Raw genomic sequence first — 24,416 nt, forward strand, 5'->3', positions numbered from 1 at the left:
CCGGTCCGCGGAATGTCAGCCCATGTGCGGGTAGCGGTGGTCGGTCGGCGGGACGAACGTCTCCTTGATCGTGCGGGCGTTCACCCAGCGGATCAGGTTGAAGATCGAACCGGCCTTGTCGTTGGTGCCCGAGGCGCGGGCGCCGCCGAAGGGCTGCTGGCCGACGACGGCCCCGGTGGGCTTGTCGTTGATGTAGAAGTTGCCCGCCGCGAAGCGCAGCCGCTCCGAGGCCGAGGCGATCGCGTAGCGGTCCTGGGCGATGATCGAGCCGGTCAGCGCGTACGGCGAGACGCTCTCCATCTGGTCGAGCACCGAGTCGAAGTCCGCGTCGTCGTAGACGTGCACGCCGAGGATCGGCCCGAAGTACTCCTTGGTGAAGATCTCGTCGGTCGGGTCGGCCGACTCCAGGATGGTCGGCTTGACGAAGTAACCGGTGGAGTCGTCGTAGGAGCCGGTCAGCACGTTGATCGAGTCGAGCCCGCGGGCCCGGTCGATCGCGGCCTTGTGCTTGGCGAACGCCCGCTCGTCGATGACCGCGCCCATGAAGGTCGACAGGTCGGCGGCCACGTCGCCGATGGTCAGCGACTCGGCGGTGCCGACGAGGTCGTCACGGATGAGCGACCAGACCGAGCGCGGCACGTAGGCGCGGGACGCCGCCGAGCACTTCTGCCCCTGGTACTCGAACGCGCCGCGGACCAGCGCGGTGGTCAGCGCCGCCGGGTCGGCCGAGGGGTGGGCCAGCACGAAGTCCTTGCCGCCGGTCTCGCCGACCAGGCGCGGGTAGCCCCGGTAGGAGCCGATGTTCGCGCCCACCGTGGACCACAGGTGCTGGAAGGTCGGGGTGGAGCCGGTGAAGTGGATTCCGGCCAGCTCCGGATGGGTCGTCGCGACCTCGGAGACGGCGGTGCCGTTGCCGGTCACCATGTTGATGACGCCCGGCGGGAGCCCGGCCTCCTCCAGCAGGCGCATGGTGAAGTGCGCGGCGAACTGCTGGGTGGGGGAGGGCTTCCAGACGACGACGTTGCCCATCAGGGCCGCCGACGAGGGCAGGTTGCCGGCGATGGCGGTGAAGTTGAACGGCGTGATCGCCAGGACGAAGCCCTCCAGCGGGCGGTACTCCATCCGGTTCCACACACCCGGCGACGACACCGGCTGGTCGCTGTAGAGCTGGCGCGCGTAGGCCACGTTGAAGCGCAGGAAGTCGATCAGCTCGCAGGCCGAGTCGATCTCCGCCTGCTGCGCGGACTTCGACTGGCCCAGGATCGTGGCGCCGTTCAGCGTCTGCCGGTACGGCCCGGCGAGCAGGTCGGCGGCCTTGAGGAAGATCGCGGCCCGCTCCTCGAAGGACAGCGCACGCCACGCCGGAGCGGCCTTCAGCGCGGAGTCGATCGCGGCCCGCACGTCGTCGGCGGTGGCGTCAGCCGTACGGCCGAGCACGGAGGCGTGGTTGTGCGGCTGGACCACGTCGATGGGGGCGCCGCCGCCCATCCGCTGCTCGCCGCCGATCGTCATGGTGAGGTCGAGCTGGGCTCCGGCCAGTTCCTTGACGCGGTTCTCGAGCGTGGCGCGCTCGGCGCTGCCCGGGGCGTAGCCGAGGGTCGGCTCGTTGGCCGGAACCGGGACGTTGAAGATGGCATCCATCACTTGCCTCCAAGGGCACGAAGAAAGAAGGCGATGTTCGCCGGACGCTCGGCGAGGCGGCGCATGAAGTAGCCGTACCAGTCGTCGCCGTAAGGGATGTAGACGCGCATGGTGTGACCGGCGCCGACCAGGGCCTGCTGCTTGTCGGTGCGGATCCCGTAGAGCATCTGGTACTCGTACTCGCCCAGGGAACGGCCGAAGCGGTCGGCGAGCGTCTCGGTGATCGAGATCAGCCGGTCGTCGTGCGTCCCCACCATGGGGTAGCCCTTCCCCGCCATGAGGATCCGCAGGCAACGGACGTAGGCCTTGTCGACCTCGTTCTTGTTCTGGTGGGCCACCGAGGCGGGTTCGGCGTAGGCGCCTTTGACCAGCCGGACCCGCGAACCCTCGTGTGACAGGTCGCGGCAGTCGTCCTCGGTGCGGAACAGGTAGGCCTGGAGGGCGACGCCGGCGGAGGGGAAGTCCTCGCGCACCGCCCGCAGGATGCCCAGGGTGGAGTCGACCGTGGTGTGGTCCTCCATGTCGAAGGTCACGTTCGCCCCGGCGCCCCGGGCGGCCTCGGCGATGTGCTGGGCGTTCTCCAGCGCGATCTTGTCCCCGTCGGCGCCGAGCGCCTGCCCGACCGCGGAGAGCTTCACCGACACCTCGGCGCGGTCGCCGAGCTCCAGCTCGCGCAGCGCGCCGAGCAGCACGATGTAGGCGTCGGCCGTCTGGGCGGCGGCCTCGGCGTCCCGGGTCTCCTCGCCCAGATGGTCGATGGTGACGGCGAGACCGGCGTCGGTCAGCCGATGGACGGACTCGACCGCGTCCTGGGTGGTCTCGCCCGCGACGAAGCGGTCGACGACCTTGCGTGTCAGCGGGACGCCGGACACCGCGCGTCGGACGAGCGGCACCCGCGATCCGGCGAGAAGAAGGGAACCGAGCATGTATTCAGACTAAAACCCCAGCTCAGATATGCCTCATGTGCATCTGCCACGACCGTTGGAACCTCCGTTCATACAGATGCACAACAATGGGGGGGTGCTTCAGGAGACAGTCGACGAGATCGCCGCCAGGCTGGGTGCTTCCGCGACCCTGGAGGACCGCTCGTTCCAGCTCCTGGCCTATGCCGCGCAGAGCGGCGACATCGACGAGGTGCGGCAGGAGTCGATCCTGCGCCGCCGCGCGACGGAGGAGGTGCGGGCCTACTTCGAGGGGTACGGCATCGCGACCGCGCCCGGCCCCGTCCGCATCCCCGAGGACGCCGAGCTGGGCGTGCTGGCCCGGGTGTGCGTTCCGCTGCGGCACCACGGGGTGACCTACGGCTACCTGTGGCTGCTGGACGACGGCACGCTCGGCGGTGACGCCCTCGCCTCGGTGTCGGACCTGGTCGCCCGGGTCGCCGCCGTGCTCGCCCAGGAGACCCGCCGCCGCCAGGACCTGGGCAGGAACCTGCGGGAGCTGTTCTCCCCCGACGCCGACGAGCGCTCCTGGGCGCTGGCCCGGCTGAACGTGCCCGGCCCGGTGACGGCGATCGCCGTCCGCAGCTCGCTGGATCGGGTGGCCGCGCTCTGGACGCTGCCGCGCGGCGTGCTCGCCGACCCCGGGCTCCTCGTGCAGGGGGAGTCGCTGGTGGCCCTGCTCGCCCCGGCGGGCCAGGCCTGGGAGCTGGCCGGCCGGGTCCAGGGCATGTACGGCACGGCCGCCGGGGTCGGCGACGCCCGCGCCGATCCCGCGCAGGCCTGGCGGAGCTGGCGGGAGGCCGTACAGGCGCTCAACGTGGCCGGCAAGGTGCCCGCGCTCGCCCCGGTCGCGGCCTGGTCCGACCTCGGCGTCTACCGGACGCTCGCCCACCTGTCACCGGCCGATCTGCGCGAGCTGGCGGAGGAGACCGCCGGGCTGGCCGACGACCCCGAGCTGGCGAGGACCGTGGAGGGCTACCTCGACCGCGCCGGTCACGTCCAGGCGGCCGCCGCGGCGCTCGGCGTGCACCGCCAGACGCTCTACTACCGGCTGGGCAAGGCCGAGCGGCTCACCGGCCGCGACCTGGCCGACGGCGAGGACCGGCTGCTGGTCCACCTCAGCCTCAAGGCGGCCCGCCTGCTCTAGGAAGTGCTCACGGTCTCAGGGTGCTCACGATCTCAGGGGTGCTCACGATCTCAGGGGTGCTCACGGTCTCAGGGTGCTCACGATCTCAGGGGTGCTCACAGCCTCAAGAGTGCTCATGGCTCATGGTGCTCGCGGCCTCAGGGGATGATGTCCACGTCTCAGGGATGCTCGCGGCTTGAGGGGCGCTCACGGCCCCGGCCGGAGGCCGCCGGGCGGGGGATCTCGTCCGGCCGGCGTTCCGCCCGGCCCCCGCCTGTGCGAGCATGCCGCCATGAGCGATGCTGATCCGGTACGGCAGGCATTGTCCAGATTGGTCGACTCCGGCCAGCTCCGTGCGGAGCAGGTGGAGCCGGTCGCCCTGGCCGTGCACGAGGCCCTGCGCGTCCGGGTGGCCGACGACCGGGTGCGGTGGAGCGAGATCGTCTCCTACGTCGGCGGCGGGCTCGTCCTCGCCGGGGCCGCTGCCTTCGTCGGCCTGGGCTGGGACAGGATGACCCAGCCCGCGAGGGTGACGGTGCTCGCGGTCATCACCGTTCTGCTGCTGGTGACCGCCGCCTGGCTGGGCCGGCTGGCATGGGTGGCGACCGGCAGGACGGCCGCCGTGCAGCGCAGGGTCGCCGCGACGCTCGCCGCGCTGGGCTCGGGCTCGGCCGCCCTCTGCGCGGGGGTCCTGGCGGAGAGCGACGAGACGCTCGCCGCGGGCGCGGCGGGGCTGGTCGTCGCGGCCGCCGCCTACGTGGCACTGCCCACCGCGGTCGGCCTGCTGGCCTGCGGCGCGCTGGGCATGGTCGCCGTCACCGGCCTGCTGGAGGCGTTCGCCTGGCCGGGGAGCGCCGCCTGGGGGGCCGGCTACGTCGCGCTGGGCGTGCTCATCCTGGGGCTCGCGCTCGCCGGGCGGCTGGTCCCACGCCCGCTCGCCCTGGGCGTCGGCGCGGCCGTCGCCCTGTTCGGCGGGCAGTGGCCGCTGCTCTGGGAGGAGGAGGTCTGGGGCTATTCGGCGACCGCGGTGATCGCGCTGGCCTGCCTGGCGCTGTACGGCAGGGAACGCACCTGGGTGCTGATCGTCGCGGGCGTGGCCGGGCTGACGCTGGCGGTCCCCGAGGCCGTCTGGCACTGGACCGGCGGGGCCGTCGGCGGCGCCGTGATCCTGGTCCTGGCCGGGGCCGTCCTGCTGGCCGCCGCCGGCCTCGGCGTCCTGCTGCACCGCCGTACGGCGCGGGGGCGGTAGGGGAGCGGGGCCGGCCGGGAGGGAATGACCGGGCGATCCACCCGGACGGGGCGACCGAGCGGCTCACCCGGGCGGGTCACCCGAGCCGATCACCCGGACGGGGCGACCGAGCGGATCATCGAAGTCGGATGGCCGGACGGGTCAGCCGAGCGGCTCACCCGGGCGGGTCACCCGAGCCGATCACCCGGACGGGGCGACCGAGCGGATCATCGAAGTCGGATGGCCGGACGGGTCAGCCGAGCCGATCACCCGGGCGGGTCACCCGTCGAGCCTGCGCAGGAGGTGTCGGCGGGCGGCGGCGTCGCCGGGGCCGTCGCGCTCGGCGAGCCGGTCGGCGATGTGCCTGCGGTGCCGTTCGTCGGCGTTGCCGCCGTACTTGAACTTGCCGTTGACCTCCTGGATCGTCAGCCGCAGGCCCCGGATCCCGGGCAGGCGCCGCCCGTGCTCGGCGGGGTCCACCAGCTCGCCGTCGGGCTCCAGCCGGGCGAGCTGGGCGCGGAGGATCTCCGTCTTGCCCTCGGCGTCGCCGACGACCTCGGCGCGGCAGACGAGCTGGACCGCGGCGTAGTAGGTGGTCGGGACGCCCGTGCGGGGATCCTCCAGGCCGGGCAGGGTCTTCCACGCTCCGGGGACGTAGGACCAGTCCCCGGCGAGGGAGACCACCACGGCCGGGTTCTCCTCGATCGCGGCCCAGATCGGGTTGGGCCTGGCCAGGTGGAGCAGGATCGTGCGGTCGCCGGTGAGCAGGAACTGGGTCGGCACCACGACGGGGACCTCGCGGCCCCGGCCGGCGGCGATCAGGTGACCGAACTCGTTCGCCCGGACGAAGTCCAGCGCCTCGTCCTCGGTCGCGGAATCCCAGGGGTGAATTAGCATGCAGTGAAATGTATTTCTATTCGGCCTCTGTCATCAAATCAGATTTATCACTCGAAAGCGGACAAAAAAACTGGGGCCCCCGGCACGGGGACCCCAGAACACGGCTCGGTCAGTGCTGCGTCGCGAGGGCGTTCTCGTAGACCTGGACGAGCTCCTGGCTGATCCGCTCCCAGGAGTAGCGGGAGCGGGCGCGGTCGGCGCCGGCGAAACCGAGCGCCGTACGCCGGGTCGGGTCGGCGAGCAGCTCCCGGATGAGGCGGGAGGTCTGCGCGGGACGGTCCGCCGGCACCAGCAGGCCGGTCACCCCGTCCACGACGGAGTCGAGGTGGGCGCCCACCGCCGAGGCGATGACGGGCACGCCGCACGCCATGGCCTCCAGCGCGACGATACCGGTGGCGGTCTCGTGCGGCAGCGAGATGACCAGGTCGGCGCTGCGCATCAGCTTGGGCACCGAGGTGTGCGGGACCTGGCCGAGCAGGGTGACCCGGTCCTCCACGCCGACCTCCTTGGCCAGCAGCATGACGCGGTGCGCGTCGGCGTCGTGCGCCAGCCCCGCCACGTCCGGGCCGCCGGCGATGAGCAGCTCGGCGTCGGGGATGCCCTCCAGGGCGCGGATGGCGGTGGAGACGCCCTTGTCCTGGGTCAGCGGCCCGACGTGGAGCAGGCGGGGGCGGGTGCCCCGGGCCGCGGCCGGGCCCTGACGCCGGAAGCGCTCGACGTCGACGCCGCAGGGGATCACGGAGATGTTGCGGCGCGGCACGCCCAGCCGGATCAGCGTGGACTCCTCGTCCCCGCATCCGGCGATCACCGCGCTGGCACGGCGGCCGATCGCGCGCTGCACCCGGACCTTCTTGGCGTCGCGGCTGTGCTCGCTGCTGAAGCTCTGGGTGAACGGCACGCCCAGGCCGTCGGCCCCCGCGATGGCGGCCAGGCCACCGGTCCAGGAGTGCGCGTGGATGACGTCCGGGCGGTCCTGCCCCCAGCGGCGCATGAGCTGGTCGCCGAGGTCGGGCAGGTAGGGGAGGACGCTGTCCTCGGGAAGGTCCTCCGCGGGCCCGGCGGCCAGGTTCTCCAGCGTGACCCCCTGGAACATGCGGACCCGGGGCTTGTCGGCGTCGGAGTGCCTGCGGGTGTAGATCGTGACCTTGTGCTCCCGGCCCAGCTCGCGGGCGATGGCCAGAAGGTGGGCGCGCTGCGCGGCGAGGTCGGACTGGCTCTGGGAGGCGGAGAGAGCGTCGGAGGAGACGAATGCAATGTTCACGGCACACCTCTGGGAGGAGATAGGCATGGAAAGCCTGTAATTCCTTCAGGGGTGCCTGCGTCTTAGGCACACGTCTGTATGAGAGAGACCATACCCGGATTCATGCCGGAGGCAAACCTCAGTATTTACGGCTCTGCCGCAACTCCTCGGCGCGTGCGCTGGGAACGTGGAGCTGGACCGTACATCCGCCCAGGTCATCGTGGATGTCCAACCGGTCGCACAGCTGCCGGGCGACCCACAGCCCGTCACCCGGCCGGTCCGTGGGCCCCGGCGGGAGGAACCCGGCGACCGGATTGGCGATGCGGCCGCCCGGCCGGTGGAGGTGACAGGTGATCGCGCCGAACCGCTCCCACAGCCGGACGGTGACGGGCAGCTCCAGCTGGTCGGCGACCTTGCCCGCCGCGACGGCGAGCAGGCTCGCCCGGTCCGGGCTCAGTCCCAGCAGGGACGCCTGGCCGGTGACGAACTCGCGCAGCGCGGGGAACGTCGCCGCGGTGACGGAGGCCGCGTCCCGCGGAGGCTCCAGGACCGGGGCGGAGTCGCACTCGCGGATGAAGTCCACCGGATCGGTGTACTCCGAGCAGGCCAGCGGTGTGCGGCCGTCCGCCGACGTCGTCGGATGGGTGCGCCGGGCGGCCGCCACCACCTCCGGGTCCAGGACACGCGCGTCGTAGGGGCAGATCATCCACACGTTGGTGCCGCTCAGCAGCAGGTTGAGAGCCGACTCCATGCGCTGCCAGGCCCGGACCTCGCGAGCCGCCCGGCCGGTCCACAGCGGCTCGGCGATGACCCGGACGTGCCCGTCGCCCCGGGCCTCGGCGCCGCGCCGCCGCCAGTAGCGGTGGAAGGCCGTGACGCGCTCCACCGTCCGGCGGCCCAGAAAGCCGCTCTCCGCGTAGTCGACCAGGAGACCGTCCTGGCCCAGGGCGTCCCCGAGCAGCTCCAGGTTGGCCGGGGTCGTCACGGCCATCACGGGATCGCCCTTGGCCAGCCCGTCCCGGACGAACGGCAGCGCCATCGCCAGGAAGCACTGATCGGAGTCGTAGACCGCGGCCTGGTGGACGGGGGTCACCGGAGACCGCCCCCGTCCCGGCACATGCCGCGGGAACGCCGATTCAGGGCTGGTGCCATTCCCCATCCCCACTTCGCTGGACACGAGCACAGGCCTCCGCCGGACACGGGCACGCCCCGGGTGATGGACCGCCGGACCGTTCACATGGCGAGACGGCCAAGCTATACGACGCGCAGGGCGAGTATCACGATCTCGTCCCATACTCGTCCGCCGGAGAACGCGTGCCGGTCCTCCTCCACGGCCTTGACCACCGTGGCGGGAGACTGCGCCACGCAGCGCGCCAGCACGTCGGCCAGGCGGTTCTCGCCGTACTGCTCGCCCTGCTCGTTCTGCGAGGCGACCAGCCCGTCGGAGTAGAAGACCAGTGTCTGACCCGAGGTCAGCGTGAGCTCCTCGCTGAACATCTCGGCCTCGGAGGCGATGCCCAGCGGCACGCCGCCGCCGGCGGTGAACCGCACCCCGCCGTCGGGCTGCAGGAGCGCGGCGGGGTGGTGGCCCGCGCTGGCCAGACTGATCTTGCGCGCCCGGACGAACCCCGCCACCGCCATCACGAACAGGCCGCTGTTCTGCGCGGTCAGCGCGTGATTCAGCTTGCGCAGCGCCTCACCCGGATCGGACTCCCAGACGCTGAGCACGCGCAGCCCGTTGCGGACCATCGCGCTGACCGACGCGGCCTCCTCGCCCTTGCCCGCCGCGCCGCCGAGGGCGAACCCCCACCCGTCCCGCACGGGGAAGACATCGTAGAACTCGGCCCCGACCGGGCTGGAGCCCGCGTGGTAGATCGCCGCCGCCTCGAACCCGGGGATGTCCGGCAGGCTCCGGGGCACCACGCTGGTACGCAGCGCGTCGGCGGCCTGGGAGCGCGTCTGGAAGCTGCGCCGGGCGCGCAGGGCGAGCCCGAGATGGACGCCGATCTCCTCCATCAGCCCCAGGTCGGCCAGGGAGAACGGCTCACGGTCGCGCAGCCGTACGAGGGTGAGGGCGCCCAGCGCGCCGTCCTCGCCCTGAATCGGCACGATCAGCAGCGAGGCGGCGCCCATGACCCGCAGCAGCGGAGGCCCGCCGGGGACCTCGCCGAGCAGCGTCTCCTCCTCCAGCATCTCGTGGACCACGCCCGAGCCGCCGGTCAGCACGTGGGCGACGGCCGGCGCGGCCAGCGGGGTCATCCCCTCGATCAGGCGGACCAGCTCGGTCACCGGCTTGTCGCTCGGGCCCAGCACGCAGGCCCGCCGGGGCACGCCGTCGCGGACCACGTCGGCGATCACCCAGTCGGAGCTCTCGGCCGCCAGCAGCCGCGCGGCACGGGTGACGGTCACCGGCTGGCGCAGGCTCTCCTCGTCGAGCAGCAGGCGGGTCATCGTGGACAGCAGCTCCTGGCGGCGCGCGGCGGCCATGATCAGGGTGGCGTCCGACCGGTCGACCGGCCCCGGGGGCGCCCCGGCCACCTGAGCCTCCAGCGGGAGGATCACGATGGCGGTCATCTCCTGCGGCTCGCCCGGCATCGTCAGCCGGGTGACGGCGAGCTGCACCGTGTGCGCGCGGCCCTGGTGGGCCAGCCGCGTCTGGAACGTCGCGGTCTGGCCGCCCTGCTGCACCGCCGTCAGATGCGAGCGGAACGCCGCCCGCCGGGAGACGTCGACGAGCAGCGGGAACGAGCGCCCGATCAGATACCCGGCCGGGCTGCCCAGCATCTGGGAGGTCTCCGCGCTGATGCGCCGGACCACCCCCGAGGCGTCCAGCACCACCACGGGGACGGGGAAGGTGCGGAACACCTGCCGTAGCAGTTTGAGCTCCCGCTGCGACCCGCTCTCCCGCTCGCCGGACCGCTTGGGCGCCTTGCGCAGTTCGCGCAGGGACGCCTCCAGCAGCTCGCGGGCGGTGTCGAGCTCCGCGAGCGCGGCGTCAAGTGTGGACCGGGGGTCGGCGGGGTAGGCGGACCTGGCCTCGCGCAGGGAGGAGACCCTGGTGGTGAGCGCGTTGAGCGCCTGTTCCAGGGCCTGAAGGCCAATGGCGTCGGTCAATGTTCGTCCTCGTCGGCGGCCGGGATGGGGGCTGGCCCCGTCGTAGACGGTACGCCCCCCGGTGGATCGGATCGATGCGCGGTCAGATAGTGATTAAGTTAGCGAAGTCAGGAAGGGGTTTCGTGACATGGAGATGGTCACTCCTGTTCTCGCCCGGGATCTCGCGGCTCTCGGCAGGGTGAGCGAGGAGACCTCGAGCGAGAGCGTGCTGCGCGGGCTCACCGCCACGCTCGCGGGCGACGTGCCCGGCTGCGCGGGCGGTTCGGCCGAGCTGTGGCGCGAGGAGCGGATGGTCGTCTCCGCCTCGCACAGCGAGCTCATCGTGCTCGTCGACAGCGAGGGCGACCTGGGGGAGGGGCCTTCCTCGGAGGCCCGCGCCACCGGCCGCCACGTGATCGTCCAGGACGTGCTGCGCGAATCCCGCTGGCCGGATTACATCGGTATGGCGGTCCGCTGCGGGGTCCGCTCGGTCCTGGCCATGCCGATCACCGTCGAGCGCGCCGTCCTGGTCCTCGGCCTGTACGGCGTGCGCCCCGGTGTCTTCGCGGCCCGCAGCGTCCCCCCGCTGGCCGACATGCTGGCCGAGCAGGTGACCGTGGCGCTGGCCAACATGTGGGACTACGACGAGGTCAGGACCGATGCCGCCCAGATGCAGGAGGCGCTGGCCGGCCGGGCGATCATCGACCAGGCCAAGGGCATCATCATGAAGTCCAGCGGCTGCTCGGCCGAGGCCGCGTTCGACGAGCTGCGCAGGGTCTCCCAGCATCACCAGGTGAAGGTCGCCGACCTCGCCCGCCTGCTGGTCGACGAGCACCAGCGCAACCGGGACGGGAAAGCCGGCTGAGAGGCCGCCGTCGCGCCGCGGCGCCCGGTCCGTGGTGCCTGCCCGTCCCGGTGCCGGATCCGTCGCGGGGGAGCCCGCTAGCCGAAGGCGGCGAGCGCCTCCTCGATCGTGTCGTAGAGCGGCAGACGCTGGGCCAGGCCGGTGATCCACATCACCTTGGTCTTGGCGTACTCCACGCCGATGAGGGCGAATTTCCCGCCGGCGTTGGTGCTGAGCTGCCAGTGGTGGACGATCAGCCCGAGCGCGCGGGAGTCCATGAACGTCACCCCGCCCAGGTCCAGCGCCATGTCGGGGCCGTGCTCCTCCACCTCGGCCGCCAGGTAGTCGGCGAACTGGTCCCTGGTCGTCGCGTCCAGCAAACCCGTCACCCGGATCACAGTGATCCCACCGACCAGCGCCGACGTCAGAGTCAGGGCCGCCGCTCTCTCGCCGTTCTCCGACACCGTCACTCAGGTCCTCCTCGACATTTGATTAGCAACCTTACTGTTACCTGGAGGGGAGCAATACTCCCGGAATCGGGGTAATACTAGAACCGAGGTCCAGCAGAGGGCCTCGCCTCGAAAAGTGGTCGAGGCGATGCCGTCTGCCCGGATGCTGTTCCGTGCTGCCGGCACCGTCCGACAGTAATATCAGGGAGCAGCAATGTCTGTTCAGGCCCTCGAACTCACCGACATGACCGCCGAGGAACTCCTCGCCGAGATGGTTCTGCCCGAGATCTCCGAATACCGCGCCGAGCGCCTGCGCGAGCGGATCGTCGAGATGCACCGGCCGCTCGCGATGGAGATCGCCCGCCGCTACCGCTACCGGGGCGAGCCGCTGGAGGACCTCCTCCAGGCCGCCTACGTCGGGCTGATGAAGGCCATCAACGGCTTCGACCCCACTCTCGGTCACGCCTTCCGCGGCTACGCCGTGGTCACCATGACCGGCGAGGTCAAGCGACACTTCCGCGACCGCACCTGGGCCATCCGCGTACCCCGCGTCTACCAGGAGCGCAGGGCCGAGCTGAACCGGCTGGTCGCCGACCTCAGCCAGGATCTCGGCCGCGCGCCGACGGTCGCCGAGCTCGCCGTGAAGATGAGGATCTCCGAAGAGGACGTCCTGCTCACCCTCGACGCCTCGGCCGCCTACAGCGCGCTCTCGCTCGACGCGCCGCTCGGCGCCGACGACGACGCGGCTGCGCTGGGCGACATCATCCCCGACGAGGACGACGCGCTGGGCGTGCTCGTGGACCGCGAGGCGGTCAAGCCGCTGATCGACAAGCTGCCGACGCGTGAGAAGAACATCTTGCTGCTGCGCTTCTTCGGCAACATGACCCAGGCCGAGATCGCCGCCGAGTTCGGGATCTCCCAGATGCACGTCTCCCGTATCCTGCGGAAGGTGCTGGACCAGCTCCGCGAGGAACTCGTCGCCGAATGCTGAATACACCGCCCCTCACCGGGCACCCCAGTCGGCGACGGCAGGAGTGGCATAAGGTGCGTTTGAATGATCCCCAGGCGTCGAGGACGATGGCGCGATGGGACAGGGGAGGCGGATCTCGCGTGAACGAGAACGGTGCTCGTCCTGCTCGCTTCCTGGCGAGCGGCGACCGTTCCCGGCCCGTCCCTGCCGGAGCCGCCGTGGCGGAGCTCGCCTTCTGCCTTCCCGACCTGCCTGACGTGCGCGACTTCGCCACCGTCCAAGCCGTGCGGAGCGGGATGTCGCAGGAAGGCCTGGCCGACTTCCTGGTGGCGGTGAACGAGGTCGCCACCAACGCCGTCACGCACGGCCACGCCACCGCCAAGGCCGTGCTGCGGATGTGGACCGTCGGCCGCACCCTCGTCGTGGAGATCCACGACGAGGGGCGCTGGACCCCCGGGGCGAGTCCCGGCGAGACGCCGCCCGCGCCCTACGCCACCAGCGGCATGGGGCTGTGGGTGGCCCGGATGATCAGCTCCGACATCAAGTTCGAGACCGGGGCCGCGGGGACCTTCATCACGATGTCCTTCAAAGTCTGAACCAGCTTTTTCCGACATAAGGCCCCTAAAGGTCCGAATCGGCTTTTTCGGGTACAAGCCGGTTTATGACTGCACCTGTCCGCATATTGATCGTCGGTGGCGGCTATGTCGGCATGTATGTCGCCCTGCGGCTCCAGCGCAAACTCCGGCGCGGCGAGGCCCGCATCACCGTCGTGAACATCGACTCGTACATGACCTACCAGCCGTTCCTCCCCGAGGCGGCGGCAGGCAACGTCGAGGCCAGGCACGTCGTCGTGTCCCTGCGCCGCGTCCTGAACAAGTGCGAGATCCTCAACGGCTGGGTGGTCGGCGTCGATCCCGTCGCCCGCACCGCCGATCTCTGCCTGCACCAGGGCCCCGGCCGCACCCTGGAGTACGACATCCTGGTCTTCGCGCCCGGCTCCATCTCCCGGACCCTGCCCATCCCGGGCCTGGCCGAGAGCGGCATCGGCTTCAAGAGCGTCGAGGAGGCCATTCACCTCCGCGACCACGTGCTCGCCCAGCTCGACCTGGCCGAGTCCACCACCGACAGGTCCGTCCGGGCCAAGGCGCTGAGTTTCGTGTTCGTCGGCGCCGGCTACGCGGGCGTCGAGGCGCTGGCCGAACTGGAGGACATGGCCCGCGACGTCTGCCGCTACTACCCGACGGTCGACCCCGGTGACATGCGCTGGCTCCTGGTGGAGGCCACCGACCGCATCCTTCCCGAGGTGGGGCCAGAAATGGGCCGGTGGACGCTGGAACAGCTCCGCGGACGGGGAATCGACGTGCGGCTCGGGACCCGGCTGAACTCCGCCGTGGACGGCCACATCGTGCTCGACGACGGCACCGAGTTCGACGCGGACACCCTGGTGTGGACCGCAGGGGTCAAGCCGAACCCGCTCGTGCACACCAGCGGCCTCCCGCTGGACGACAAGAGCCGGGTGAAGGCGAGCGCCGACCTGATCGTCGAGGGCTTTCCCCACGTCTTCACGGCAGGCGACTGCGCCGCCGTACCCGACCTCACCAAGCCGGGGGAGATGTGCGCGCCCAACGCCCAGAACGCCGTACGGCAGGCCCGCACGCTGGCCGACAACGTGGTGGCCACGCTCCGCGGCAGGGCGCGCAGACCCTACCGGCACGCCTACGCCGGCTCGGTGGCCACCCTGGGGCTGCACAAGGGGGTCGCGCAGATCTACGGCCGCAAGCTCCGCGGCCTGCCGGCCTGGTTCATGCACCGGACCTACCACCTGTCGCGGATACCGACGGTGAACAAGAAGGTGCGGGTGCTGACCGACTGGACCCTCGGGCTGTTCTTCAAGAGGGAGACCGTCTCGCTCGGCGCGATAAGCGATCCCCGTCAGGAGTTCGAGCTCGCCATCCGGACCGAAGCCCGTGTCCCGTCCTCCCGCTGAGCGGCCGGAAGGGGGCGCCGTCCTCATGGACGGCGCCCCCTTCCGCGCGTTCGACCCGTCGAGAGCTCTCAGCGCCTGCGGCGCCAGTTCCCCCCGCCGCCCCCGCTCCGCACGCCCGCCGTACCGACTCCGGCCTGGTGCAGCGCCAGGAGGAGCAGCCCGAGGAGCAGGAAGGTCGTGCCGGTGATGCCGCCGATCCTGGTGTTGATCAGGTCAAGCAGGAGGCCGAGGCCGAAAACGACTGCGGCAGCGATTGCAAGCATGGGTCACCTCGTCCCGTCGGCCAGGTCCAGAAGCTGCTCCATCATCGCCCGGTAGTCGCGCAGGGCCGTCCGGAGTTGTTCGGTGTCGTTCTGGTCGCCGTTCTTCCAGCGGCCCTGGAGGTCGGCGGTCCGGGTCTCCAGCGCGGTCCGCAGGGAGGTCGTGATCTCCCCGACGAGGGAGTCGGCGCGCTCCACCGAGTCGCGCGGGTCGTCCACGAAACTGGCCTGGACCTCCTGCCAGCGCCGCCGTACCTGCTCGGCGTCCTGGTCGAACAGGGGGCTGTGCGCGGGGTCGGGCCGGTCGGAGCGGGTCCCCGCCCGGTCAAGGTCCAGCACGTCGCCGGGCCTGTCCGCGATCACCGTCGGCGCACCGTCGTCCAGCAGGTCGTCGTCGTGGGCGCTGTCGTGAACGGTGCCGGGCACGTTGTGCCGGCCGGTGACGTCCGCGGGGACGTCCTGGCCGAGCGCACCGGACCGGTCGTCGCGCCAGTCGTCGTGTCGCCCGTCACCCGGCTCGCGGAGCCGGTCGCCGTCGAGATCGTTTCCCGGGTCGCCGCCCGGGCCGTCGTGCGATCCCGGGAGCGCTCCGGTGTGACGGGGCTCCTGGAATGCGGGGGTCACCTCGTCGGCGCGCTGGGGCGGGACGTTCAGCTCGTCGTCATCGTTCTTGTGGACCAGACGATCTTCGTGTCGGTCGTTCATGCCGGGTCACCGTCCTCGGGGGTCGTGGCGGCCGGTCCGCTCGTCGTCGCTGGCCGTCTCCTCCAGGCGCGGACCGGTGCGCCGGGGAGAGTGGTCGCCGTTGATCGCGCCCTCGGGAGCCGAGAGCAGCTCCTCGAACAGGACGCGGTAGTGCACCATGGCCTGCCGGAGCTCCTCGGTGGAGGCCTCCTTGTGGGCGGCACGGCTGCTGATCTCGTGGGCCTGCCGATAGTGGTCGAGGGTGCGGCCGTGCACGACCGACAGATCGGAGAGGCGCTGCTCGAAGTCCTCGGTCGGGTAGCCCCGTTCCGCCATCACGGAGGTCACCAGGTGGTCGGCCTCGGTCACCGCGAAGCCCGGAGCGTCCACGAACCGCTCCTGGACCTCCATCCACTTCTTGGCGTAGGTGTCACGAGTCCCGGAGTCGAGCGGGCGGATGTCGAGGGAGTTGACACGCTGCTCACGGGCGATGAGCTCCTGCTCGGCCTCCTGCCGCGTGTCGCGCTCCTGCAGAGTGCGTTCGTACTCGGGGCCGAATCGGTCGCGAAGTCGGTGCCGGCGTTGCTGCTGCAGTACGACGTAGCCGACTGCGATGATCGCCACCACCGCGGCCACGACGACGGCCACCCAGATCACGGTGGACATGTCTGCCTCCGGTTGTGTAAGCGGTTGTTCCCGTGCGCTGCCCCAGGGACAAGCCTCGAAACCGGCTGCCTATGTCAGTGATCCGCTGTCAAGAAATTCTGCACAGGCGTTTTATCAAGCTTTGTCAGGCGTGAAATGTCCTGCCGTAACCGTCCCTCAGTCCTGTGCGGGCTCCAGCGCGCTGAGGGCCTCGGCCAGGACCCTCTGGATGAGCGACCGCCCGGCGACGGCCGGGACCTCCCGGAACCCCCGCTCCGGCTCGTAGGCGATGTCCAGCCCGCCGGCGACCAGCCGGTCGGCCCAGCGCAGCGCGGTGTTGAGCTTCTCGGCGGGGATCGCCCGGCCCTGCGCGACGGACGACAGGTTGCGCAGGTTCGTCGCCGGGCCGGACTGGCTGTGCGAGCGGTCCAGCTTCCACGGGATCGCCCGGGAGTGGTCGAGCATCGGCTTGGAGAGCCCCGCGGCCCTCTTGGCCTGCAGGATTCCGGACTCGCTCACCCCGAACCGCGCGGCCAGCTCCGCGTTGGACAGCCCCTCCCCGGCCAGTCGCCGCAGCTCATCCTGGTCGATCAGCGCTTTGCGCCCCACGTGCACCTCATCCTTCGCATGATCACGTCCGGCCGCCGGACGTCTTGGCGTACACACACCCGTCCGATCTGCGCTAAGGTTATGACGTCCCGCCCGAGAGGGCGCAGGACAACCGGGACGTAGCGCAGCTTGGTAGCGCACTTGACTGGGGGTCAAGGGGTCGCAGGTTCAAATCCTGTCGTCCCGACCAGGTTTTTACTGGTCGGCAAAGGTGTCACCCGAAAGGGTGACACCTTTTCTGCATTCTGAGTGACTATCGCTCCCTTCACGTGAAGATCCGGTCCATCGCCTCCGCGCCGCCGAGCAGGACCGGGCGGATCTGCTTGCGGTAGACCGCCTCCGTGACCGCGGTCCCACTGTGGTCGACGAGCCGCGCGATGTCCTCAAGGGGGACGCCGGAGTCGGACAGCAGCGAGACGAAACTGTGCCGCATCTCGCGGGGCGTCCGGTCTTCGCGGGCAGCCCGGCGTCTTTCGCGATCTTCCGGAAGGCCCGCCGTACGTTATGGGAGTCCAGGGGAGTGCCGACCAGGGAGGCGAAGACGAGATCGTTCTCCTGCCACTTCGCGCCCGCCGCCTCGCGTTCCCTGTCTTGCTGTGCCCGGTGCTCCCACAGGGCCTCAACGCATCGACGAGGGACTGCCGGGACTTCCGGGTCTTGGTATCGCCACCTTCCCGTACGGAGCGCCACACGGCGATCCAAGGGGGAGTACCGGTGCCCGGCTCTCCCGTGAGATCCATCTCCGACCAGACGAGCGCCCGCAGTTCTTCTCCTTTCTGGTGTGCACCGGCCCAAAGGACGGCGCGGTGAGGGTGACGAACACCCGGGGATGGGTGCTGACCGTCTCCGGGACGCCCTTGCCGCCGGACAGGCCCGCTCGGATCAAGTGAAAGGTGTCGGCCCGGTAGACCTCCGAGCAGGCCGCACACACCGAGGCCCGCCGGTTGCCGCAGGCGACCAGCAGATGCCCGGACGGCTCATCGGCCACCAGAACCGGCCCGACCTGGCCGCCCCCGGCAACCAGCCCGACATCCAAGCCTTCGGCTGGGACCTGGCCCTGCGCGACGCCGACCCCGAGGCCCCGCTGTTCACCAGCGAGAAGATCACCGCCAACCGCGACATCGCCATCATGCTCGGCGTCCGCACCGGACACCCCGTCATCCACCGCCGCAGCATGTTCCACCGAGGCCACACCACGACCATCCACGGAGCATCGGCCCGCCTGGAGATCAACTCATACGCCAACGCCGACATGGTCCCCGACTGGGACGACCCCGAGCGCTTCCACCAGTACCGCAAGCGGCCCGCGTTCTTCTACCAGACCCTCATCCGCGAACACAGCCCCGTCCGCTGGATGACCCTGACCACCTCCCGCATCGCCTACGAAGACGAATGCGCCGGTCTGGGCATGGACTACGTCGAAGCCATCCTCATCATCCGCCGCACCATGGCCGACCTAAACGGCCACCCGATCGAGGTCACCGAGGTCAAGGCCCCCGCCAACCGCTACGAGATCGGCTACAGCGCCGAACTCGCCGACGACCCCAGCGCGGTATTCACCCCCGAAGAACTCGCCGACAACGGCATCGCCCTCATGATCTAGAGCCCTTCGAAGATCAGTACAGGTGCTGATCGGGTGTCCAGTCCCATCAGATGCCGATGCAACCAGGCGACCATGGGCCCGGTAAGGTAGCGATCTTCGGCTGGCTCAGGCTCCCGGAGTCTTGAAGGCGAACACGCATGACGATCCTTGACCGGACGCCCTCACACCTTCGTCTCGACGCCGCGCTGGACCGAGTGGCCGTCACTTTCCGCGGCATGACCGCCCATCCCGACGAGCAGAACTGCGAGTGCCACTGGGGCAGCGCAGAAGACCTCGCCCGGTTGAAGGTGCCGGATGTGGAGTTGAGTCCTGACCTTCTGCGTGCCGCCTGGCAGGCCAAGGACTGGGATGACCACGCATCCGTGCTGCGCCGCATTCTGCCCCAGCTCTCCACGGCCCTCGTCAGCGGCCTCGTCGAGTCCTTGTTCGGCATAGAGGAGGTCGGGTATTCACTTGCTTTGGGCCAGTGGCAGCAGTGGCCTGCCGAGCAGGCCGCAACGGTACGGGAATTCCTGCACGCCTGGTGGGCCCACACCCTCACCGACCCGGATCCCGCTGTGCCTGCTCACGAGGTCCTCGCCCTGTGCGCGGAAGCCTCCACCACGCTCAGCCCATGGCTGCACACCTGGGAAGCACAGACGCACGCCGTGGCCGACCAGCACCTAGCCGAAGCGGTGGCGCACTGGGAGTACGACTTACTGGGAGACCGGCTCCCCTGGGAAGCCTGGAACTGGAAGGACGAGGAAGCGACGCGTGCCGAGTTGACGGCCTGGCTGATCCGTCACGCCCCTGCCCGGCTCCGCGCCCGGAACGCTCCCGAAGAACTGCTCCACCGGGTACGGCTGCTCGGCCTCGCTGACCCCGCCCGCTGGGAGGACCCTCACTGGCCCAACCACACCTACTGAGCCACCGTCTACCGCTGACTTCTGTACTCAGTCTCCCGAAAGACCACCGTGCTGATCGAGGGATGGCTCAGAGCGTGTTTGAGAAGATCATTCATGCTCGGTGTGGCGGCGTGTCGACGGGTGCTGGGGTTGCCAGGATGGCTGGATGTCCCCTGCTTGTTACCCCTCGGACCTGACCGACGCGCAGTGGGAGCTGATCGAACCCTTACTGCCCGAGCCAAACACCGGCGGACGCCCGGAGAAGCATCCGCGCAGGAAGATCGTCAACGCGATCCTGTACGTGGTGCGCTCCGGCTGTCCATGGCGGTACCTGCCCATCGACCTGCCGCCCTGGCAGACCGTGTACTGGTACTTCCAGCGGTGGGAAGAAGCCGGCGTCACCGAGACGCTGCTGACCGAATTGCGCAGGTCGGCCCGCCGGCAGGCCGGCCGCGCCGATGAGCCGTCGGCGGGGATCATCGACTCGCAAAGCGTCAAGGGCGCCGACACAGTCGGCCGCGACAGCCGCGGCTACGACGCGAACAAGAAGGTCAACGGCCGCAAGCGGTTCATCGTCACCGACACCGGCGGCCTGCTGGTCACGGTCGCAGTGATGGCTGCAAGCCGGCAAGACCGTGACGGCGCCAAGACCACCTTGCTGTCGACGTACCTGACCACCCCGATCCGGCGTGTCTTCGCCGACCAGGGTTTTGCCGGACGGCTGGTGGGCTGGACTCATGACACGCTGCGTACCACCCTGGAGATCGTGCGCAAGCCCGCTGCCCAGCGTGGGTTCAACGTTATCTCGCGCAGGTGGGTGGTCGAGCGGACATTGGCCTGGCTGACCGCCTGCCGCCGTCTGGCTCGCGACTACGAACGCGATCCCGCAGTGTCCGCGGCGATCATCCGCTGGGCCGCCATCGCCGGTATTGCCCGTCGCCTTACTCGCGGCGGACCCGCCCGACGCCAGGCTCGTTACATCTGCGACTGACAGAGATGACCACCATCTCAAGCACCTGGAGGTGATCCCTCACGGAACGCTCAGTGTGAATCGGCCGTCCAATCGATCATGGACCTGCGACACCTGAAACGCTCGCCCGCTCTGCTGTGCGCTCTGGCAGCGCCGTTGCTGTACGCCGGAGTGACCCTGATCCGCGCTCCAGTTGGCCGCCCAGGCGGGGCTCAACCCCGGGCACGAAGGCTGGAACGACCTGCTGTCAGGCCGGCTGGACGGGCAGATCGCATCGGCGAGGGGATGGGTGGGCGCCATCGCCTTCATCCTCACCGCCGAGGCGGCCGTGCTCGCCGCGCTGGGTGGTCGGCTGAATCGCCGATTCACCATCGGCGGCCTCGTGCTGTGCACGGCCGCCGGCATGGTCTACCTGATGAGTCTCGCCCTGGCCGTACTGAGCACTTACATGATCGTGCTGTATCCCTCTGGCGATGTCGATCTCGGGCTTCTTTTCCCAGATTGGTACTTTCCTGCACTGATTGTCATCGCCATCGTGGCCCTCACCGCGCTGACCGTCTGGCTGTCCGCCGCGGTCAGGGATGCCTCAGCCTCCTGATGGTCGACGCTGCGGCCACGGTGACCGCATACGTGACATGCCGCGTTGCCCGAACATGTCCGCAGCCTGCCAACCGGCTCCGTGGGCTGATGCGACTCCTTGAAGTGGCGGCAACTCCACCCCCGCAAGCTGATCTTCTCAAACACGCTCTCAGAGTTTCTTTACTGGTTCAAGGCGGCAGCGCTCCGCGCCGCCGCACGGCGCGGCGTGCCCGCCCGCGCCGGCCAGCGGATCCGGGCACGCGGCCCTGGCGGCCGGTCCCGGCCCGCACCGTCCAGCGCGGGCGGGCAGACCACGCCGCCCGCCGCACCGAGCACTCGCCGTACCGAACGAACCCACCGCCCGTGGTGCACGCTGCCGCCGCTCCGCCACCGGCCCCAACCGCTACGCGACCCCTTCGGGGTCCTTCGGATTGGCGCCGGCCGCTCCGCTCCCGCACATGGGATGCCGAGTTGATGTAGGTGACTCCCCGCCCCCGCTGCCTCATTGTTCGTGTCCCTCGGTCGGCGTCAACTCCGTCTGTACCTGTTGGGCGAGGGCTGGCGTGCACGTCGGGGGCGGACGGACACGCGAAGACGGAGTTGACCCCTCGGTCGGGACACACAAACCGGCAGCTATCGGGGGCGGGGGAGGAATGGGCCAGGAATCCGCCGGGTGGCCCCGTGATTCCTGGCAGGTGTGGCGGCGCCGTCCCTCCAGATCCCACGCCGCCACGCCTGGTCTATCGGGCTCGTCCGGACAGCAGCGCCGTCCAGATCACCCGGGCTTCACTGATCGAGCAGGGGGAGGTCTCGTGCGCCGTAGGCTTGCCGTCGAGCTGGACGGTTCGCCGCAGGAACGCCTGTCCACCGCCCTCGCATAGTTCGTACACCGAGGCCCGGCAGAAGCAGGTCCAGGCCACCTGGCGCGTCCGTTCGAGCACCCGGTACGGCATGCGCCACTCCAACCGGATGTGATCACGCTGAGCCATGGTCACGTGCGGGCTCAGACACTCGCCGACGAGGGTCATGAGGCGACCTCCTCGACCGTTCTCGACAGGGGGTGGGTTCGCCAAAGGTGCGTGTACCGTGCGGCCACTCGGCGGGCCGCCGTGTCAGGAGCGTCGGTGGAGTGGATCACGTAGATCCACCGGCCGCTACGTCTGGCTTTGCGCCCCGACCACCACCAGTAGAGGCGGCCGTCACTCCACACGATCAGTTCCACCCATACCGAGACCAGCGCGAGGTCATAGCCCGCGTGGACATCGGTGGCTATCCCGAGCTGGTGAAGAGCGGCGCGAAGTCGTTCGGCCGCTTGGAGGGAACGGACTGCTCTTGCTGTCACCGGCCTGCGGGTCATCGCTTCTCCGGAAGGTCTCGAATGCTCGTGACATGGCAATCGCGCGGGAGAGCCGCATCCTCAGGCCCGCCTGGAGCGAGGGACGTTTGGTGCGGCTTGATACGTCCCAAGCATGCTGACCAGGCATGGGACGGGGGAACTTCACGCAAGGACGCTGACGGGACGTCTTTGGGAGCGTATAAACGTCCCATGCCCCCCAACGAGCGCCTACGGTCCGCCCTGCTCACCGCGGGTATCACCGTCCGGCAACTGGCCGAGGAAATCGGCGTCGACCCCAAGACCGTTGAACGATGGGTCAGCACCGGCCGTACGCCGCACCCCGGCATCGCCCACCGAGCGGCGGCCGTACTCCGGGAGGACCTCGCCCACCTGTGGCCTGCGATCGAGCAGGGGCGCCGCCGTAGCCGGGGAAGCGGTGAGCTGGTCACCGCCTACCCCACCCGTTCCTCCGCCCCCCTGGACATGTGGCGGACCCTGTTCGAGCGGGCCGAGCAGCGCATCGGCATCCTGGTCTACGCCGCCAACTTCCTGCACGAGTCGTGGCCGGACTTCAACGAGCTCCTCGCCGCCAAGGCGCGTCAGGGGTGCCGGGTCCGTGTCCTCCTGGGCGACGCCGACTCACCGATCATCCGAGGCCGAGGAGCGGAGGAGCGGTTCGGGCACGGCATCGAGTCACGGTGTCGCGTCGCGCTCATGCACTACCGGCCGCTGGCCATGTCGTCCGGCGTCGAGCTGCGTGTGCATGCCACCACGCTCTACAACTCCCTGTTCGTCGGTGACGATCACATGATCGTCAATGCGCACGTGTACGGCATGAACGCCTACGGTGCACCGGTCTACCACCTGCGCCGCATGCACGACGAGGGACTGTTCGACGTCTACGCCGCCAGTTTTGAGGCAGTGTGGGAACAGTCCCGGCTTCCCGGCGAGGATGAGTGAGAGTGGCCCGTACCGAGTACTACGACGATCCCGACGCCCCCGAGCCGAACAGCCTGGTTGTGGGGGTGTCCGCCGTGGTCGTCGACGACCAGGACCGCATCCTGCTGCAACGGCGCACCGACAACGGGCTGTGGGCGCTGCCCGGGGGTGGGATGGATCTCACCGAGTCGGTGCCGCAGGCCGCCGTACGGGAGGTGCGGGAGGAGACCGGCTACGACGTCGAGGTGACCGGCCTGGTCGGCCTCTACACCGACGCCCGGCACATCATCGCCTACAGCGACGGAGAGGTCCGCCGCCAGTTCAACGTCTGCCTTACCGCCCGTCTCGTCGGCGGGACGCTCGCGGTCAGCGACGAGTCCACCGACGTCCGCTGGGTCGACCGGGAGGAGATCAAGACACTGCCCATGCACGACACGCAACGCCTCCGGATCGATCACTTTCTCCGAGGGATGTCGGCACCTTACATCGGGTGAGGCAAACGGCCTGAGGGGCGTTCACGTAATCACGGTCAATCACTGTCAATCGCGGCACTCAGAAACGTCATGTCAAGCACGTTCCTGGAGAAGTTGACACCGGTGATGATGCTCGCCAGAGCGAACGCGCTAGCGATGTGATCATCAGGTATAGGGTCGTCGAATGTGTGTCGGCCGAGCCTGACATCACGCATCTGCTTCACCCACCGGTCAGGATCACTACCCGAGCGGAGATGCGGCACCAAGGGCTCGAAGCGCGTGATCACATTGCCGTCGATCGCATGGATGAAGTCGTCCGAGGCGTAGTCGTGCCGGTTGACCGACACGACTTCGGTTCCTCGTGAGACACGCTCCAGCACATCGGGTTCGGTGGCTACTCTCCAGCCGGAAGGTTCGACGAGTATGGTCCAGTCGTCTACTTTTACGGCGCCGACGTGCTCCGCTTCGCCGCCGGGTACCGCCAGGCATTCGCATACATACTCGTCCAGCTCATCGAAGGTCATCTCCTCAATCGTGTCCGGGTTCACACACAGACGGGTAAGCACTTCCCGGGGTGAGAGGTCTCGGATGAACGACACCCCGTAGATGTCGCCCAACCGACCGTCATCCCTGGAGAGCCAGTCGAAGCTCTTGAGGATGTCTGGCACTGTGACTCCCTTGATCGGTTGTGGGTCATCATGGCAGCCCTCTCTGACAAATCGATCATGCTCGATGAGTATTGATGGCAGGCCAGAGCACAGATGCGTGAGTGACGAACTGAGTGACAACTGCCCTGGACAGGGCCGGACGACGGTGGATCGCCGTGGACTGTATGCACAGGTGGGAGCGGGTAAAGCTCATGGTTCCGCCCCCACCCGCCTTGCCTGGGGGTCAAGGGGTCGCAGGTTCGAATCCTGTCGTCCTGACCAGGTTTTCACTGGTCGGCAAAGGTGTCACCCGAAAGGGTGACACCTTTTCTGTCGGAGGGCTTCGACGCGGCGACGAGGCAGCGCGCGAG

Annotated in this window: 26 protein-coding genes, 1 tRNA gene and 1 pseudogene; 13 read left to right on the forward strand and 15 right to left on the reverse strand. The window is 69.6% G+C overall.

The window, feature by feature from the left end; translation table 11 throughout:
• Positions 1-15: 15 nt before the first annotated feature.
• Both pruA and SROS_RS15005 read right to left on the reverse strand, forming a co-directional pair.
• On the reverse strand, positions 16-1,641 hold the full coding sequence (pruA, locus tag SROS_RS15000; RefSeq protein WP_012889789.1) for an L-glutamate gamma-semialdehyde dehydrogenase: 1,626 nt from the start codon (positions 1,639-1,641) through the stop codon (positions 16-18).
• On the reverse strand, positions 1,641-2,567 hold the full coding sequence (locus SROS_RS15005) for a proline dehydrogenase family protein (RefSeq protein ID WP_012889790.1): 927 nt from the start codon (positions 2,565-2,567) through the stop codon (positions 1,641-1,643). Before SROS_RS15005 ends, pruA begins: the two co-directional genes overlap by 1 nt.
• A 94-nt stretch (positions 2,568-2,661) precedes the next feature.
• Between SROS_RS15005 and SROS_RS15010 the strand changes: the two genes are divergently transcribed.
• Both SROS_RS15010 and SROS_RS15015 read left to right on the forward strand, forming a co-directional pair.
• Positions 2,662-3,729, forward strand: coding sequence for a PucR family transcriptional regulator (locus SROS_RS15010; protein ID WP_245564645.1), 1,068 nt, complete (start codon positions 2,662-2,664; stop codon positions 3,727-3,729).
• Positions 3,730-4,000: 271 nt separating this feature from the next.
• Positions 4,001-4,957, forward strand: coding sequence for a hypothetical protein (locus tag SROS_RS15015; protein ID WP_012889792.1), 957 nt, complete (start codon positions 4,001-4,003; stop codon positions 4,955-4,957).
• Positions 4,958-5,215: 258 nt separating this feature from the next.
• Here SROS_RS15015 and SROS_RS15020 read toward each other — a convergent pair whose 3' ends face one another.
• The 4 genes from SROS_RS15020 to SROS_RS15035 form a co-directional block, all read right to left on the reverse strand.
• Positions 5,216-5,833: an FMN-binding negative transcriptional regulator gene (locus SROS_RS15020; RefSeq protein ID WP_012889793.1), complete on the reverse strand. Its 618-nt coding sequence runs from the start codon at positions 5,831-5,833 to the stop codon at positions 5,216-5,218.
• A 109-nt stretch (positions 5,834-5,942) separates the two neighbouring features.
• The gene (locus tag SROS_RS15025; RefSeq protein ID WP_043652059.1) at positions 5,943-7,094 is read right to left on the reverse strand and encodes a glycosyltransferase; all 1,152 of its coding nucleotides are present in this window, start codon (positions 7,092-7,094) and stop codon (positions 5,943-5,945) included.
• A 118-nt stretch (positions 7,095-7,212) separates the two neighbouring features.
• Positions 7,213-8,166: an MEDS domain-containing protein gene (locus SROS_RS15030; protein WP_043652062.1), complete on the reverse strand. Its 954-nt coding sequence runs from the start codon at positions 8,164-8,166 to the stop codon at positions 7,213-7,215.
• A 161-nt stretch (positions 8,167-8,327) separates the two neighbouring features.
• Positions 8,328-10,187: a SpoIIE family protein phosphatase gene (locus SROS_RS15035; protein WP_012889796.1), complete on the reverse strand. Its 1,860-nt coding sequence runs from the start codon at positions 10,185-10,187 to the stop codon at positions 8,328-8,330.
• A gap of 133 nt (positions 10,188-10,320) precedes the next feature.
• Here SROS_RS15035 and SROS_RS15040 point away from each other — a divergent pair, with 133 nt between their 5' ends.
• Positions 10,321-11,031 (forward strand): ANTAR domain-containing response regulator, encoded by a 711-nt coding sequence (locus SROS_RS15040; RefSeq protein WP_043655674.1) that lies wholly within the window; start codon positions 10,321-10,323, stop codon positions 11,029-11,031.
• Positions 11,032-11,108: 77 nt separating this feature from the next.
• On the opposite strand, the gene SROS_RS15045 is transcribed toward SROS_RS15040, so the two are convergent.
• The gene (locus SROS_RS15045; RefSeq protein WP_012889798.1) at positions 11,109-11,480 is read right to left on the reverse strand and encodes an STAS domain-containing protein; all 372 of its coding nucleotides are present in this window, start codon (positions 11,478-11,480) and stop codon (positions 11,109-11,111) included.
• A gap of 193 nt (positions 11,481-11,673) precedes the next feature.
• Between SROS_RS15045 and SROS_RS15050 the strand changes: the two genes are divergently transcribed.
• The 3 genes from SROS_RS15050 (at position 11,674) to SROS_RS15060 (ending at position 14,416) form a co-directional block, all read left to right on the forward strand.
• Entirely contained in the window at positions 11,674-12,450 is a 777-nt protein-coding gene (locus tag SROS_RS15050) for a SigB/SigF/SigG family RNA polymerase sigma factor (RefSeq protein WP_012889799.1), read from the forward strand.
• 119 nt (positions 12,451-12,569) lie between these two features.
• Positions 12,570-13,025 (forward strand): ATP-binding protein, encoded by a 456-nt coding sequence (locus tag SROS_RS15055; protein WP_012889800.1) that lies wholly within the window; start codon positions 12,570-12,572, stop codon positions 13,023-13,025.
• 65 nt (positions 13,026-13,090) lie between these two features.
• Complete coding sequence (locus SROS_RS15060) at positions 13,091-14,416, forward strand: NAD(P)/FAD-dependent oxidoreductase (RefSeq protein WP_012889801.1); 1,326 nt, start codon at positions 13,091-13,093, stop codon at positions 14,414-14,416.
• Positions 14,417-14,484: 68 nt separating this feature from the next.
• Here the strand turns inward: SROS_RS15060 and SROS_RS15065 are convergent, their stop codons facing one another.
• The 4 genes from SROS_RS15065 to SROS_RS15080 form a co-directional block, all read right to left on the reverse strand.
• The gene (locus SROS_RS15065) at positions 14,485-14,679 is read right to left on the reverse strand and encodes a hypothetical protein (RefSeq protein ID WP_012889802.1); all 195 of its coding nucleotides are present in this window, start codon (positions 14,677-14,679) and stop codon (positions 14,485-14,487) included.
• A 3-nt stretch (positions 14,680-14,682) separates the two neighbouring features.
• Positions 14,683-15,381: a hypothetical protein gene (locus tag SROS_RS45965; protein ID WP_012889803.1), complete on the reverse strand. Its 699-nt coding sequence runs from the start codon at positions 15,379-15,381 to the stop codon at positions 14,683-14,685.
• 6 nt (positions 15,382-15,387) lie between these two features.
• Positions 15,388-16,026: a hypothetical protein gene (locus tag SROS_RS15075; RefSeq protein ID WP_012889804.1), complete on the reverse strand. Its 639-nt coding sequence runs from the start codon at positions 16,024-16,026 to the stop codon at positions 15,388-15,390.
• Positions 16,027-16,182: 156 nt separating this feature from the next.
• Positions 16,183-16,614 carry a hypothetical protein gene (locus tag SROS_RS15080; protein WP_012889805.1) on the reverse strand — a complete coding sequence of 144 codons (432 nt, stop codon included), beginning with the start codon at positions 16,612-16,614 and terminating at the stop codon, positions 16,183-16,185.
• 113 nt (positions 16,615-16,727) lie between these two features.
• On the opposite strand from SROS_RS15080, the gene SROS_RS15085 reads away from it, so the two are divergent.
• Positions 16,728-16,804, forward strand: a tRNA-Pro gene (locus tag SROS_RS15085).
• Between the two features lie 75 nt (positions 16,805-16,879).
• Here the strand turns inward: SROS_RS15085 and SROS_RS50940 are convergent.
• Together SROS_RS50940 and SROS_RS52930 are read right to left on the reverse strand one after the other, a co-directional pair.
• Positions 16,880-17,047: a site-specific integrase gene (locus tag SROS_RS50940; RefSeq protein WP_169369304.1), complete on the reverse strand. Its 168-nt coding sequence runs from the start codon at positions 17,045-17,047 to the stop codon at positions 16,880-16,882.
• A 333-nt stretch (positions 17,048-17,380) separates the two neighbouring features.
• Positions 17,381-17,593 (reverse strand): annotated as a pseudogene (locus SROS_RS52930) (replication initiator); the annotation flags it as partial.
• Here SROS_RS52930 and SROS_RS15095 point away from each other — a divergent pair.
• The 4 genes from SROS_RS15095 to SROS_RS15110 all read left to right on the forward strand — a co-directional run bounded on the left by SROS_RS15095 (position 17,579) and on the right by SROS_RS15110 (position 20,669).
• Complete coding sequence (locus SROS_RS15095; RefSeq protein ID WP_012889806.1) at positions 17,579-18,217, forward strand: UTRA domain-containing protein; 639 nt, start codon at positions 17,579-17,581, stop codon at positions 18,215-18,217. The pseudogene SROS_RS52930 and the gene SROS_RS15095 sit on opposite strands and share 15 nt — an antisense overlap.
• Positions 18,218-18,354: 137 nt before the next feature.
• Positions 18,355-19,122, forward strand: a complete 768-nt coding sequence (locus SROS_RS15100; RefSeq protein ID WP_012889807.1) for a hypothetical protein — start codon at positions 18,355-18,357, stop codon at positions 19,120-19,122.
• 145 nt (positions 19,123-19,267) lie between these two features.
• Positions 19,268-20,092, forward strand: a complete 825-nt coding sequence (locus tag SROS_RS15105; RefSeq protein WP_012889808.1) for an IS5 family transposase — start codon at positions 19,268-19,270, stop codon at positions 20,090-20,092.
• Positions 20,093-20,264: 172 nt separating this feature from the next.
• Positions 20,265-20,669, forward strand: a complete 405-nt coding sequence (locus tag SROS_RS15110; RefSeq protein ID WP_012889809.1) for a hypothetical protein — start codon at positions 20,265-20,267, stop codon at positions 20,667-20,669.
• A 721-nt stretch (positions 20,670-21,390) separates the two neighbouring features.
• Here SROS_RS15110 and SROS_RS15115 read toward each other — a convergent pair.
• A complete protein-coding gene (locus SROS_RS15115) occupies positions 21,391-21,678 on the reverse strand; it encodes a hypothetical protein (protein ID WP_012889810.1) in 288 nt (95 codons plus the stop codon).
• A gap of 518 nt (positions 21,679-22,196) precedes the next feature.
• On the opposite strand from SROS_RS15115, the gene SROS_RS15120 reads away from it, so the two are divergent.
• Together SROS_RS15120 and SROS_RS15125 are read left to right on the forward strand one after the other, a co-directional pair.
• The gene (locus SROS_RS15120; RefSeq protein ID WP_012889812.1) at positions 22,197-22,946 is read left to right on the forward strand and encodes a helix-turn-helix domain-containing protein; all 750 of its coding nucleotides are present in this window, start codon (positions 22,197-22,199) and stop codon (positions 22,944-22,946) included.
• A gap of 2 nt (positions 22,947-22,948) precedes the next feature.
• The gene (locus SROS_RS15125) at positions 22,949-23,419 is read left to right on the forward strand and encodes an NUDIX hydrolase (RefSeq protein WP_012889813.1); all 471 of its coding nucleotides are present in this window, start codon (positions 22,949-22,951) and stop codon (positions 23,417-23,419) included.
• A gap of 35 nt (positions 23,420-23,454) precedes the next feature.
• Here SROS_RS15125 and SROS_RS15130 read toward each other — a convergent pair whose 3' ends face one another.
• Positions 23,455-24,066 (reverse strand): DUF6461 domain-containing protein, encoded by a 612-nt coding sequence (locus SROS_RS15130; RefSeq protein ID WP_012889814.1) that lies wholly within the window; start codon positions 24,064-24,066, stop codon positions 23,455-23,457.
• Between the last annotated feature and the right edge of the window lie 350 nt (positions 24,067-24,416).

Origin of the sequence: Streptosporangium roseum DSM 43021, from assembly GCF_000024865.1 — a bacterium.
GTDB lineage: Bacteria > Actinomycetota > Actinomycetes > Streptosporangiales > Streptosporangiaceae > Streptosporangium > Streptosporangium roseum.